The following is a 13,127-nucleotide window of genomic DNA, read 5'->3' on the forward strand; positions in this document are numbered from 1 at the left end:
TTGATAGGAGGCGCCCGGGCGCCTCCTGTGCAACGCGTCAGTGCGTGGCCGTCGCGGTCTCCACCTTCTTGCCCTTGCCGGCGCGCGTGATTTCTTCGAGCTTGATCTCGACGTGACGCGAGAACACGTACTCGGCGGGACGCTGCTTATCCAGCGGGATGTCCTGCGCGAACGCGCCCGTGGTCTTCGGACCGCGCATGCTGACCTTCAGCGCCTTCAGCGGATGCGCGACCGTGTCCATCACGGCCGTCGCTTCGAAGCCGCAGTGGACCATACAGTCGGCGCACTTCTCGTAGTTGCCGGTGCCGTACTTGTCCCAGTCCGTGGTTTCCATCAGTTCCTTGAAGGTCTTCACGTAGCCTTCGCCGACCAGATAGCACGGCTTTTGCCAGCCGAACACGGTACGCGCCGGGTTGCCCCACGGCGTGCATTCGTAGGTCTGGTTGCCCGCGAGGAAATCGAGGAACATCGCCGACTGGCTGAACGACCAGTTCTTGCCGTTGTTGCCGCGCTTGAAGATCTCGCGGAACAGCTGCTTGGTCCTGTCGCGATTCAGGAAGTGCTGCTGATCGGGCGCGCGCTCATACGCATAACCCGGCGACACCGTGATGCCGTCGACGCCCATCGGGCCCAGCGTGTCGAAGAACTTCGCCACACGCTCCGGCTCTGCGTCGTTGAACAGCGTGCAGTTGATGTTCACGCGGAAGCCGCGGCGCTTCGCTTCGCGGATCGCGGCGACGGCCTTCTCGTACACCCCTTCCTGCGACACCGAGTGATCGTGCGCTTCCTTGTCGCCGTCGAGGTGAACGGACCACACGAAGTACGGATTCGGCTCGTAGTCGTCCATCTTCTTTTCCATCAGCAGCGCGTTCGTGCACAGGTACACGAACTTCTTGCGCGCCATGATGCCCTTGACGATCTGCGGCATTTCCTTGTGCAGCAGCGGCTCGCCACCTGCGATCGAGACGACCGGCGCGCCGCATTCGTCGACTGCCTGAAGGCATTCTTCGAGCGACAGACGCTGGTTCAGGATCGGATCCGGATAGTCGATCTTGCCGCAGCCATTGCAGGCGAGATTGCAGCGAAACAGCGGCTCCAGCATCAGGGCGAGCGGATAGCGTTTGTTGCCGGAGAGATGCTGGCGCATGATGTATGCGCCGACGCGGACTTTCTGTAGCAGCGGAATAGACAAGGCGTCCTCCTTAAACTTCGCGTGCAGCGAGAGGTTGCATCAGCTTCGATGGCAACTTGAATTCGACTTTTTCTTCACGGCCCGCCATCGTCGTGACATCGACGGGTCCCAATGCGCGCAGCGCATCGATTACGTTTTCGACCATTTCTTCGGGTGCCGACGCGCCGGCCGTGATGCCGACCGTGTGCACGTTGGCGAACCATTCCGGCTTCACTTCGGAGCCGTCGGCGACGAGGTAGCTCGCCACGCCGCTCTCACTGCCGATTTCGCGCAGCCGGTTCGAGTTCGAGCTATTGGTTGCGCCGACCACCAGCAGCACATCGACCTCCTTGCTCAGTTCGCGCACCGCCGCCTGGCGGTTCTGCGTTGCATAACAGATGTCGCGCGTGTCGGGACCGACGATGTCGGTAAAGCGGCGCAGCAGCGCGTCGATGATGCCGCGCGTGTCGTCGACCGACAGCGTGGTTTGCGTCACGTAGGCGAGCGGCGTATCGACCGCCAACTCGAGTTTCGCGACTTCTGCCTCGCTCTGCACCAGCAGCACCGTGCCGGGGATCTGGCCGATCGTGCCTTCCACTTCGGGATGGCCGGCGTGGCCGATCAGGATCAGCGTGCGGCCGGCGGCTACGTACTGGCGACCCTGCACATGCACCTTGGTCACGAGCGGGCAGGTGGCGTCGAGCACGTCGAGGCCGCGCGCTTCGGCATCACGTTCGACGGTTTGCGCAACCCCATGCGCGCTGAATATCGCGACGGCACCTTGCGGCACTTCATCGAGCTCCTCGACGAAACGCGCGCCCTTCTGACGCAGATTGTCGACCACATGACGGTTATGGACAATCTCGTGGCGGACATACACGGGAGCGCCGTGTTGCTGTAACGCACGATCGACGATTTCAATTGCGCGGACAACGCCCGCACAAAAGCCGCGCGGCTGGGCAAGGATGACTCGCATAAGTTGGCGAACTCCGACTAACGCGGGTTTCGAAGAAGTCGTGAAGCTGACTTTATCGCCGCGCTCATCATGATTAGTTGACGTCTTGAGCCCCGGCGACCGGCCGGTACAGCAAAACCAAACGCGCATTCTAACGCTATCGGGGCCGCTTTGCTTTCCGGTGCGGCCCGCGTGTTGGGCGCTTGCCGCATCCGCTGGGACTTGCGGAGGAGCGGGGCTACGGAGCGTTACAACGATGTAAGGAGCCAGCGCCAGATCGCCCCGTTATGCGCCCGGCCACGACCGCACACTGCACCGTCACCGCGGAACCCTTAAACTACCGATCCTTGCTGCGCGGACATCGCGCTGTATTACAGAATGGTTTCGAGGCTCGCTGGATGGACATCGATCAACACGAAAACTTTCCGATCGCGAGCGTGTTGCTGCCGAAGGCGCTACGCGCGCCTGTCGGTATTATCTATCAGGTCGTGCGCACCGCGGCTGATATCTCTGCCGAAGGTCAGTGGAACGCCGCCGAGCGGCACGCCCGTCTGGCCGATTTCCGCGCCGGGCTCGACGCGATCGCGCAACGGCGCGCCGCGCCCGTGCATGCGCTGCTGTTCGGCAAGCTCGCTGGCGTGATCGCGCAATACGAGCTGCCGCTCGAACCGTTCTACGATCTGCTCGACGGCTGCGCGCAGGACATCGATACGAATCGCTACGTGGATCGCGCCGCGCTCGTCGACTATTGCCGTCGTTCGGCGCATCCGGTCGGGCATCTGCTGCTGCATCTGGTCGGCGCGGCGACGCCGGACAATCTCGCCGACGCCGACGCGATCTGCACGGCGTCGCAGCTGATCAGCTTCTGGCTCGACGTAGCCGCCGACTGGCAACGACAGCACGTGTACCTGCCGCAAGCCGATCTGCGGCGCTTCGGCGTGACCGAGGCGCAGATTGCCGAGGGTGTCGTCGATGACGCGTGGCGCGCGCTGATGGCCCACGAAATCGCGTTCGTGCGCGCCACGCTGATCAGCGGCGCGCCGCTCGCGCTGCGCATGCCGGGGCGGCTCGGCATCGAGCTTAGCGGCGCGGTGCATGCCGGACTGCGGTATCTCGAGCGCATGGAGCGCGCGGGCTACGATGTGTTCCGCAAGCGCCCGGTGCTCAATCTGTTCGACTGGTGCGTGGTGGCGGCACGCACCCTGACAATGCAACTATCCAGGCGCGTCGGCATGGCGGCGCGCTCAATCGAGGGTAATGCTTAATGGCGGCGGTCCTGTTCATTCTTTCGTGTGTTTCCCTGCTGATCTGGTGCGTGCTGCTGTTCGCGCGCGGCGGCTTCTGGCGCGCGCGCCCCGCCGCGCCGCTGACCATCGCGGCGCGCGAAGCATGGCCGGCCGTCGCGGCCGTCGTACCGGCGCGCAATGAAGTCGACGTGATCGCCGAGGCGGTGACGTCACTGCTCAAGCAGGACTATCCGGGCGCGTTCCACGTGATCGTCGTCGACGATCACAGCACCGACGGCACCGCCGACGCCGCGCGTGCCGCCGCGCTGCAGCTGCAATGTCCGGAGCGCCTCACCGTGCTGAGCGCTAAGCCGTTGCCGCCGGGCTGGTCCGGGAAGGTGTGGGCGCAGTCACAGGGCATCGAGGCGGCGCGCACGCTCGATCTGCCGGCCGAGTTCCTGTTGCTGACCGATGCCGACATCGGCCACCCCGCCGAGGCGTTGACGCAGCTCGTCGCGCGCGCGAATGCCGAAAAGCGCGACCTCGTCTCGCTGATGGTCAGGCTGCGCTGCGATTCGTTCTGGGAAAAAGCGCTGATTCCGGCCTTCGTGTTCTTCTTCGCGAAGCTGTATCCGTTCGCGTGGGTCAACAATCCGCGCAACCGTACGGCGGCCGCGGCGGGCGGCTGCATGCTGGTGCGCCGCACGGCGCTCGAGGAGGCGGGCGGCATCGAGTCGATCCGTGGCGAACTGATCGACGATTGCAGTCTCGCCGCGCGCATCAAGCATCGCGGCACCGGGCGTCATCCGATCCGCCTCGACGTGGCGGCGAAGAGCGTGTCGCTGCGTCCGTACGATAGCTGGCGCGACATCTGGAACATGATCGCCCGCACCGCGTTCACGCAGTTGCGCTACTCGCCGCTGCTGCTCGCGGGCACGCTGGTGGGAATGGCGATCATCTATCTGTTGCCGCCGGTCGCGGCGTTGATTCTCGGGCCGCTCGGCTGGCCGGCCTGGATCGCGTGGGCGGCGATGTGCTGCGCGTATGCGCCGATGCTGGTCTACTACCGGCGCTCGCCGCTGTGGGCGCCGTTTCTGCCGCTCGTGGCACTGTTCTATGTCGGCGCAACGTTCGCGTCGGCGGTGCGTTACTGGCGTGGCAAGGGTGGACAGTGGAAGGCGCGCGTGCAGGCGCCGATGCAGGAGCGGTGAATTCGTTTGGCGCAGGCCAATGATGCTCGCGGCAGAATGCAGATGTAAAAAAAGCGGCTCCTGGCCGCTTTTTTTACGTCACGCGCTTCGCATCACGCGTTCGTCAGCATCATGTACATCTGGATCACGACGTCCGGCGAGAACGTGAACGGCACCCAGCCGTGGCCGGTGTGGCGCATCACGAGCAAACGGTCGCCGCTCGACTGCTTCTGCACGGCCATCATCGGGTTCTTCGTCGACACGAATTGCCAGCCCGGCGGGATGCCCTGCGGCTGCTCCGGCGTCATCGACGCGCGCGCGTTCGACAGTTCCTCGATCAACCGGCTGATCTGCTCGGGGCGCAGCGCGACGGTGTGGTTGCCGATCGTCATCGTGATTTCGTCACGCGCCGGGCGGTTGATTTCGAGCGTCGGCTGCAATTGCGGGGCGGCCGGCTTATCGATCGCTGCGGCGTTTGCTGCGGGGCTCGCGGGCTGTTCCGCTGCCGCTTGCGCCGCTGTGTCGTGCGCGGCATGCTCCGCCGCCGCGTCAGCGTTTGTCTCGGGAGTGTTCTCGGCCTGCGTGGCCACGACAGCCTGAATGAGCTGATCGACGCCCATTTCCAGCGCGCCGAGCTGTTCGTGAAGATTCATGCGAGGTTTCTCAGGTAGGACCCGCGATTTTACCCGCTGCACGCGGGCTTGGACCCGTCGCCGGCGCGGGACTTGTAACAAATTGCTTACCGCTGTCGCTTACCGCTTCAGATAGCCCGCCTGCCGGAACCATTCGAGCGCATCGCCGAGACCCTCGCGATAAGGCCGCGCGCGATACCCCAGCTCGCGTTCCGCCTTCGCCGACGTGAAATACATCTTGTTCTTCGACATCTTCAGTCCGTCGACGGTGACGAACGGTTCGCGCTTCGTGAACTTGGCGACCGCTTCCGCGCCCATCGCGAGCGGATACAAAGGCCAGCGCGGCAGGCTCAGTGTCGGTGCCTTGCGGCCCGTCAACGCCGCGATGTCGGCTAGCATCTGCTGCAGCGGCAGATTTTCGCCGCCGAGGATATAGCGCTCGCCGATCTTGCCGCGTTCGAGCGCGAGGAAGTGGCCGGCGGCGACATCGTCGACGTGCACGAGGTTCAGCCCGGTATCGACGAATGCGGGAATCTTGCCGAGCGCTGCCTCCAAGATGATGCGGCCGGTCGGCGTCGGCTTCACGTCGCGCGGGCCGATCGGCGTCGACGGATTGACGATTACCGCGGGCAGGCCGTCCTCGGCGATCATGCGCTCGACCGCGCGCTCGGCGAGCACCTTGCTGCGCTTGTAGACGCCGATCGCCTGGTCGGCGCGAAGCGGCGAGGTTTCGTCGGCGGACTGGCCGGAGCTCGTCACCTTCAGCGTCGCAACGCTGCTCGTGTACACGATGCGTTCCACGCCTTCCTTCAACGCCGCGCGCATCGTCGCCTCGGTGCCTTCGAGGTTCGCGCGCTCGATCTCGCCGGGGTCCGGCGCCCACAGCCGATAATCGGCGGCCACGTGCAGCAGATAGCGCACGCCGCGCAGCGCGTTGCGCATCGATGCTTCGTCGCGCATGTCGCCGACGACGATTTCCGCATCGAGCGATTCGACGTTCTTGCGCGGACTCGTCGCGCGCACCAGCACGCGCACACGAAAGCCTTTGCTCTGCGCAATGCGCGCCACCGACGAGCCGACGAAGCCGGACGCGCCGGTCACGAGCACGAGATCGCGATTCTGTTCGGTCATTGTGTTTCCATTTCCTGCGTGACGGTCGACGGATTGTACGTGGCGCACGCGAGGGATGGTGTTGTCGAGCACGCTCGCCGCGACACGACTAGAATGCCGGCTTGAAAGACTGTCAGGCATTAAAAGGAGGTAGCGGCATGGCCCCGGATCTGGATGAGCGGATCGAAACGTATTACGCGCGGGTGCGCGGCACCGTGCAGGGCGTTGGCTTTCGCCTGGCGACGGTGCGGCAGGCGCACGCCCTTGGCATCAAGGGATGGGTCGCGAACCTCGACGACGGTTCGGTCGAAGCGATGTTGCAGGGACCGGCCAATCAGATCGACCGGATGCTGTCGTGGCTGCGTCACGGACCGCCGGCGGCGCGTGTGACCGAGGTGAGCGGCGAGGAGCGCGCGACCGACAAGCGGTACGAGCGCTTCGAGCAGCATTGAGTTCGAGCAAAGCGGGTTAAAAAAGCGGCGCGCCGTCCAGAGGAGGGCGCGCCGCTTTTTCGTTGATGCCTTGATCGGCCGCGGTTCACCGCGTGCTCAGCGCTTAGCGCGCCACCAGCAAACTCTCCGCGAATCCCCACTCATCCTCGATCCATTGATGGCTGCACACGAAGCCGGCGTCATCGGCGATCGCGGGCAATTCGTCCGCGCGATACTTGTGGCTGCTTTCGGTCCAGATCGTCTCGCCTTCCTTCAGCGACACCGTCAGCTTTGCCGCGCGCACGTGAGCGGTGATATCGCGCTTCGCGCGCAGATGCATCTCGATGCTGCGAGCATCCGGATTGAAGCGCGCGACGTGCTCGAACTCATCGAGCGGAAAGTCGCCGTCGAGTTCGCGGTTGATGCGCGCGAGCAGGTTCAGATTGAACGACGCGGTCACGCCGACCGCGTCGTCGTACGCGGCGATCAGCACGGGGGTCGGTTTGATCAGATCGGTGCCGAGCAGCAGCGCGTCGCCGGGCGCGAGCATGTTGCGGATGTCGCGCAGAAAACGCGTGGCCGCGAGCCGGCCGAAGTTGCCGATCGTGCTGCCGAGAAACAGCACCAGCAAGCGGTCGCCGGGCGCGCGCTGCCGGCTCACCTCGGCGAGACCGGCCAGATAGTCACGCTCATAGCCGACGATCGAAATCCGCTCGATGTCGCCGAGTTCGCGCCGGCACAACTGCAAGGCACTGCGCGAAATTTCAATCGGGCAGTAAGAAGTGGGGCGCTTTTTACACAGCGCCTCGAGAATGCGCCGCGTTTTGCGGCCGCTGCCGCTGCCGAGTTCGGCGACCGTCACGTCATGCGGCAAATGCTCGACGATGTCGGCCGCGTGCTTCGTGAGCAGCCGTTCTTCGGCGCGCGTGACGCCGTATTCGGGCAATACGGTAATCACTTCAAAAAGTGCGGAGCCGACTTCGTCGTACAGATACTTCGACGGCAGCTCTTTTTGCGGCGTGTGGGTGAGGCCTGCGTATACGGCGGCGGCGAAGGCGCGGCGCAGTTCGGAAGGCGAGTTGCTGAGCGATAGGGCTGGCTGGGTCATGCTGGCTCCAGTAGTCACATTCGATGAGCGGGATTGCTGCCGGGTGGTGGCATGCGCGGTGAAACGCGGTTGACGCGTGCCGTGGGCGAGATGCGCGGACGTCGGTTCATGGCGCCCTCCAAGACTACGCTCGGAGTTGCATTCGCCGACCCGGCTCGTGGGTGCTGCTGGTTTCGTGCCGCTGTGGCCGTCGTTGTCGCGGGGGATGCGGCCACAGCGTGCAAAACGTGGTAGCAAGATTCGCGCACGGCGCTGACGAACGTAAATGGGTTCGTCGGCCGCGCGCATGAAATTATGTTCTAGTGCATTGACGCGCAATGCGCACGACTAATTGCAGCCGATTGACGAAAAAGCGCAGGCCCATCGGCGACTAACCCGTCTAGAATGCCCGATTTCCGGTTTTTTTGCAGAGCCGCTTCAGAACAACAATGCAGCGTCGGCCGCTTTGCCCGCATGCCTGCCTGCTCACGAGACATCATATTCATGACGACAACGAACGCCGCGAGCCTGGGTCGCGCGCCACAAGCCCAAGCGTCACACCGATTCCGGACCGCGTAATGACTCACAACGACTTCAGGCGCGGGATCGCATTGTCGGTCGGTGCGTCGGCGATGTTCGCATTGCTGTCCGCTTACGCGACGCTGCTGAAACCGCTTTCGGGCCTCGACATCTTCGCATGGCGCATCGTGTGGACCGTGCCCGGCGCGCTGCTGCTCGTCGCGCTGCGCAAGCGTCTGCCGATTCTGCGCGCGCTCGTTGTCCGAATGATGAAGCAGCCGAAGCTCGGCATCGCGATCAGCGTGGCCGCGGGCTTGCTCGGCGCGCAGCTCTGGCTGTTTCTGTGGGCGCCGCTGCATGGGCGCATGCTCGAAGTGTCGCTCGGTTATTTCCTGCTGCCGCTCGTGATGGTGCTGGTCGGGCGCTTCCACTATCACGAGCGGCTCGACGCGTTGCAGTGGCTCGCGGTCGCCTGCGCTGCGGTTGGCGTCGCACACGAGCTGTGGGTGACCGGCGCGTTTTCGTGGCCGACGCTCGTCGTTGCGCTCGGCTATCCGCCTTATTTCATGCTGCGCCGTCAGATCAATCACGATTCGCTCGCGATGTTCACCGTCGAAATGGCCTTGCTGCTGCCGGTGGCGATCGTGTTCATTCTCGTCGGCGGTTCGCTGCAAGCGATCGCCGGACGCGCGGAAATGTGGTTTCTGCTATTGCCGGGCCTCGGCGCGTTGAGCACGCTCGCGCTCGCTTCGTATCTGAAGGCGAGCCGCCTGCTGCCGGTCGCGTTGTTCGGCATCCTCGGCTACGTCGAGCCGGTGCTGCTCGTCTTCGTATCGATCACGCTGCTGCGCGAAACGCTGAGCGTCGCGCAACTCGCGACCTATGTGCCGATCTGGATCGCCGTTGCGCTGACCGCGCTGCACAGCGTGCGCTTCGTGCGGTTTGCGTAGAGCTGAACGGCGACGCCCGCTCAGCGATGCGCTTCGGTCCGCTGTGGATTGATGCGCGTCGGGCCTACCTGCGCCTCGATCGCGTCGCGCAGTTCGGGACGCCAGCCGACACCGAACAGCGCTTCGGCGAGCACGAATAGCGGGCCGATCAACAGGCCGATCACGTCGTCGACGAAGGCCGGCTTGCGATGTTCGTACGCGACGTGACCGACGAACTGGAACCCCCAGCCGATCACGAAGAGGCCAATGCCGGTCGCGAGCCACACGAGCGTCGTTTGCGCGGCGATCCACTCGCCGAATCCGACACAAAGCGCCGAGATGCAGGCCATCAGCAAGCCGAGCGGCACGTCGAGCGCGAGGTAATAGACGGTCGCCGCCACGAACAACAGCCACGCTGGCGACAACGTGATCGGGAACATCCCGGCACCGAACGACGGGCGGCTCAGCAACACCGCGAGCGCGAGCACGATCATCGGGATGCCGACGAAGTGCGTGGCGATATTGCGCCGGTCGCGGTGGTAGGCCGCGTATTGGGTGAGTTGCTGCGTCAGTGTTCTCATCAGTGCCGCTCCTGTGCCAACGTCAGCATAATCGCGCGCAGCGGATTTTCAAACCATCGGGTAGCCGGCGACCAGCGACGATCGCCCGCGGATGCTGTCCAATGTTTGTACTGTCCTCGTCGAGCGCGTTTAACGCGCACTCGGGTGACCGACGCGACGTTTCAATGCGCCGATCGTCGCGGCGGGCAACGTGGTGAGCAGCGTGTGCAACGTGAAGTCGAGGTCTTCGCGCGCGATGTCGAGTTGCACGCGGACTTCTCCGCGCACGGTTTCCGTGTTGATGACATAGACGCCGAGCGGCGAATGAAGCAGTGCGCGCAGGTGAGGGCGCGGCAGCGTCACGAGTAGAAGCGAGCGCGCCGACGGAAACGGAATGACGTTGCTGTGTCGAACCTGCTTGCTGGCAGGTTGCGCAGAGAGCGTGTCGAGCGATTGCGTGAGAACCATGTGATGCGGCGTTCGTGTAACGCGATGGTGAATTGGAACAATTCGAGCGTAATCGCCCGCGGGTAAAGACGGTGCAAAAATTCGCGGCTCTGTCGACAAAAAGATACGACACGGCATGGCACACGGCGTAAAAAAAGGCGAGTCATAAGACTCGCCCTCCCTGAACGGCACGGCCCGGCTTCCATCAGCTTCTATTTGAACAGCACCTGGATGGCCGGTCAGCGCCGAAACCGATCACGTGTTATTGCGTTTTGGTCGTGTCGGCTTGTGCGCCGTCGGCTTTCGCCGGGGCAGTGCTGGCCTCTTTCGCACTCTCCGTTTTAGTCTTCGCGGCGCTCGTTTCGACGGCATGTTTGCCCGTGGACTTGTGGGCCTTCTTCGTATGGGCGGAAGTCTTTTTCACGTGCTTTTGCGTGGCGGCTTCGGCGGGCGCTTTCGCTGCGGCCGCGCTGTCGTCCGTCGCACCGGCTTGTACCGCGGTGCTTGCTTTCAGACTCGCTTGGCCGGCAGTCGGCAGCTGCGTGGCTTGCGCGGGTTGCGCAGTTTGTGCGGCGGACGGTGCGGCCGTTTGAGCAAATGCGGTCGACACGAGCAGTGCGGAAGCAACAGCGGCGAAAAGCGTCTTCATGATGTGACTCCTGGTTGAATCGGTGGATTCGTTTGTCGCGGCTGAATTATTTCAGCGCTGCCGGTTTAACGTAGGGCGGAATACAGGAGTTGACGCTGCGCTGGTGACAAAACGTAAGTAGTGCGTCAGCGCGGATACATCTTGCGGCTCACAAAGCGAATCCACGGAAAGTCGCCACGCTCAATGAAGACGCGACCGCGGTCTTGCCGAGCAACTGCGCTAAAGCCTCCGGCGAGACCGCCGGGCTAAACAGGAAACCCTGGGCCACCGTGCATCCGTGGCGGACCAGAAACTCGCGCTGGACCTCGAGCTCGACCCCTTCCGCGACCACATCGAAGCTCAGCGTTTCAGCAATCGCGATGATCGCAAGCGACAGCGCTTCGAGCTCCTTGTCTCTGCCGATTTCGCAAACGAAGGCGCGATCGATCTTGATGCGATCGACGCTAAAGCGTTTCAGATAGCTGAGGCTCGAATAACCAGTGCCGAAGTCGTCGATAGCGATGGAAACACCGAGTTCGCGCAGCTCGCGAAAAGCCCGTTGCGCTTCTTCCGCGTTGCGCATCAGCGTGCCCTCGGTGACCTCGAGTTCCAACAGTTCGGCGGGCCAGTTGGCGTCCTCGAGTGCCGAGCGCACCACGCCGGGGAGATCCGCCCGTTCGAGTTGAAGTGGCGAAACATTGACCGAGATGCGCACCGGGGGAAGCCCCGAGTGCACCCACGCGCTCGCCTGCAGGCACGCCTGCCGCAATACCCAGGTGCCGATGCTCTGAATCAGACCGGTTTCTTCGGCAAGCGGGATGAAGACGGCCGGCGACACCTCACCGAGTTCGTCGTCGTGCCACCGCAACAGCGCCTCCGCACCGACGATGCATCCGGTTTTCATGTCGATCTGCGGCTGATACGCCAGATACAACTCATGGGCTTTCGCCGCGCGTCGCAGTCGCGTCGTGAGCCGCAACTTCTCGGCGGCCGCCCGGCTCAACTCCGGCTCGTAGAATTGATAGCCGTTTCGCCCGCGCGATTTCGCCACGTACAGCGCGGCATCGGCATTGCGCGTGAGCAATTCCGGCTTCGCGCCGTCTTGTGGAAACGTACTGACGCCGATGCTTGCTTCGAGATAAAGCTCGTGCTCGCCGATGCCATACGGCTCGCTCATCTCATGAATCAGCGAGTCCAGCATTTCGGTGAGTTGCGTCGCGTCGGCTCGTTCCGCGACGATGACGAATTCATCGCCCCCGTAGCGCGCGACGAAATCCGTCGCGCGCAGCAGGCGCTGAAGCCTTCGCGCCACGGCTTGCAGCAGCAAATCGCCGATGCGGTGTCCGAGCGAATCGTTGACGTCCTTAAACCGGTCGAGATCGAGGAACAGGACGGAAACGTTCTGACCTGTCGCTGCCGCGCGCGCCAGCGACGCCGAAAGATGTTCGCCGAGCAGCACCCGGTTCGGCAGCTCGGTCAGGGCATCGTATCTGGCTTGATGCTCGAGTCTTTTGAGCGAGCGGCGAAGATGCGCTCCAATGCGGCCGTTCCAGTGAATCAGCGAAAGCAGCAACAAGGCCGAAGCGACGCCGCAGCCCAACAGCATGCGCGTAAACCACTTCACGTCCAGCGAGGATTTGCTGACGACTGAAGCGACCTTGGCATCGGCCGCGAGTCGTACGTCGACTACCCGTTCGAGGACGCTGTAGAAATAGGCGTCGATTTCCTCGAGTCTGGGGTCGCCCACTGCCACGCTGCCGGGATGCTCCGCGATCATGCGCGCAAGACCGAAGCTCTGCTCGCTGAGTCTGCCGATCATGTCGTCCAGGTCCGACAGCCGCGATATGCATTCCTGATTCTCGCTGCAGCTCTCGCGCGCGTCGCGCGTCAACGCGAGCAGTTCCAGCATCGGAAAGCTATAGGCCGCGCGGTTGTATAGCGGCACCGTGGCTATGGAGGTGTAGAGCGTCGCATGCTCATCGAGCATGACATGCTGAACCTGGTCGAGGTCGTGGCGCAAGCGACCGGAAGCCTGGATCGTCCGAAGCGAACTGTCCTGCTCGCTGCTCTGGCGGATTGCGAGGAAGGTACTCGTCGCAATGACAGCGAGAATGGCAAGCACGGCTATGACAGTACCGGCTTTGCGCGTTGCTTCCTGTCCCAAGGCGCTTCCTTTCCGTCAACCCGGCGCGGGCGAAAACCGGCCCGCCCGGATAGTGAATGTTCAGGTGGCTGCATGACT

The 13,127-nt window shown here is 63.6% G+C and carries 13 protein-coding genes; 4 read left to right on the forward strand and 9 right to left on the reverse strand.

The window, feature by feature from the left end; translation table 11 throughout:
- Positions 1-37: 37 nt before the first annotated feature.
- The gene (hpnH, locus tag QFZ91_RS38090) at positions 38-1,192 is read right to left on the reverse strand and encodes an adenosyl-hopene transferase HpnH (protein WP_429570430.1); all 1,155 of its coding nucleotides are present in this window, start codon (positions 1,190-1,192) and stop codon (positions 38-40) included.
- Positions 1,193-1,202: 10 nt separating this feature from the next.
- Positions 1,203-2,147, reverse strand: coding sequence for a 4-hydroxy-3-methylbut-2-enyl diphosphate reductase (gene ispH / locus QFZ91_RS38095; RefSeq protein ID WP_429570431.1), 945 nt, complete (start codon positions 2,145-2,147; stop codon positions 1,203-1,205).
- A gap of 377 nt (positions 2,148-2,524) precedes the next feature.
- Here ispH and hpnC point away from each other — a divergent pair, with 377 nt between their 5' ends.
- Both hpnC and QFZ91_RS38105 read left to right on the forward strand, forming a co-directional pair.
- Entirely contained in the window at positions 2,525-3,391 is an 867-nt protein-coding gene (hpnC, locus tag QFZ91_RS38100; protein WP_429570432.1) for a squalene synthase HpnC, read from the forward strand.
- Positions 3,391-4,563, forward strand: coding sequence for a glycosyltransferase (locus tag QFZ91_RS38105; RefSeq protein WP_429570433.1), 1,173 nt, complete (start codon positions 3,391-3,393; stop codon positions 4,561-4,563). The genes hpnC and QFZ91_RS38105 overlap by 1 nt, the downstream gene beginning before the upstream one ends.
- 92 nt (positions 4,564-4,655) lie before the next feature.
- Here the strand turns inward: QFZ91_RS38105 and QFZ91_RS38110 are convergent, their stop codons facing one another.
- Positions 4,656-5,195, reverse strand: a complete 540-nt coding sequence (locus tag QFZ91_RS38110; RefSeq protein ID WP_429570434.1) for a hypothetical protein — start codon at positions 5,193-5,195, stop codon at positions 4,656-4,658.
- Between the two features lie 99 nt (positions 5,196-5,294).
- Positions 5,295-6,305, reverse strand: a complete 1,011-nt coding sequence (gene hpnA / locus QFZ91_RS38115; RefSeq protein WP_176107060.1) for a hopanoid-associated sugar epimerase — start codon at positions 6,303-6,305, stop codon at positions 5,295-5,297.
- A 137-nt stretch (positions 6,306-6,442) separates the two neighbouring features.
- Here hpnA and QFZ91_RS38120 point away from each other — a divergent pair, with 137 nt between their 5' ends.
- The gene (locus QFZ91_RS38120; protein ID WP_013092809.1) at positions 6,443-6,736 is read left to right on the forward strand and encodes an acylphosphatase; all 294 of its coding nucleotides are present in this window, start codon (positions 6,443-6,445) and stop codon (positions 6,734-6,736) included.
- A 103-nt stretch (positions 6,737-6,839) separates the two neighbouring features.
- Here the strand turns inward: QFZ91_RS38120 and egtD are convergent, their stop codons facing one another.
- Positions 6,840-7,823 (reverse strand): L-histidine N(alpha)-methyltransferase, encoded by a 984-nt coding sequence (gene egtD / locus QFZ91_RS38125; RefSeq protein ID WP_429570435.1) that lies wholly within the window; start codon positions 7,821-7,823, stop codon positions 6,840-6,842.
- A 557-nt stretch (positions 7,824-8,380) separates the two neighbouring features.
- Between egtD and rarD the strand changes: the two genes are divergently transcribed.
- Positions 8,381-9,271 (forward strand): EamA family transporter RarD, encoded by an 891-nt coding sequence (gene rarD / locus QFZ91_RS38130; protein ID WP_429570436.1) that lies wholly within the window; start codon positions 8,381-8,383, stop codon positions 9,269-9,271.
- Positions 9,272-9,291: 20 nt separating this feature from the next.
- On the opposite strand, the gene QFZ91_RS38135 is transcribed toward rarD, so the two are convergent.
- From QFZ91_RS38135 to QFZ91_RS38150, 4 genes are all read right to left on the reverse strand, one after another.
- Positions 9,292-9,831 (reverse strand): DUF962 domain-containing protein, encoded by a 540-nt coding sequence (locus tag QFZ91_RS38135; protein WP_429570437.1) that lies wholly within the window; start codon positions 9,829-9,831, stop codon positions 9,292-9,294.
- A 129-nt stretch (positions 9,832-9,960) separates the two neighbouring features.
- Positions 9,961-10,278, reverse strand: a complete 318-nt coding sequence (locus QFZ91_RS38140; protein ID WP_429570438.1) for a hypothetical protein — start codon at positions 10,276-10,278, stop codon at positions 9,961-9,963.
- Positions 10,279-10,519: 241 nt separating this feature from the next.
- Positions 10,520-10,906 carry a hypothetical protein gene (locus tag QFZ91_RS38145; protein WP_429570439.1) on the reverse strand — a complete coding sequence of 129 codons (387 nt, stop codon included), beginning with the start codon at positions 10,904-10,906 and terminating at the stop codon, positions 10,520-10,522.
- Between the two features lie 148 nt (positions 10,907-11,054).
- Entirely contained in the window at positions 11,055-13,049 is a 1,995-nt protein-coding gene (locus tag QFZ91_RS38150; protein WP_429570440.1) for a putative bifunctional diguanylate cyclase/phosphodiesterase, read from the reverse strand.
- Positions 13,050-13,127 lie beyond the last annotated feature (78 nt).

Source organism: Paraburkholderia sp. JPY419 (assembly GCF_050435705.1).
GTDB classification, from domain to species: Bacteria; Pseudomonadota; Gammaproteobacteria; order Burkholderiales; family Burkholderiaceae; genus Paraburkholderia; species Paraburkholderia youngii.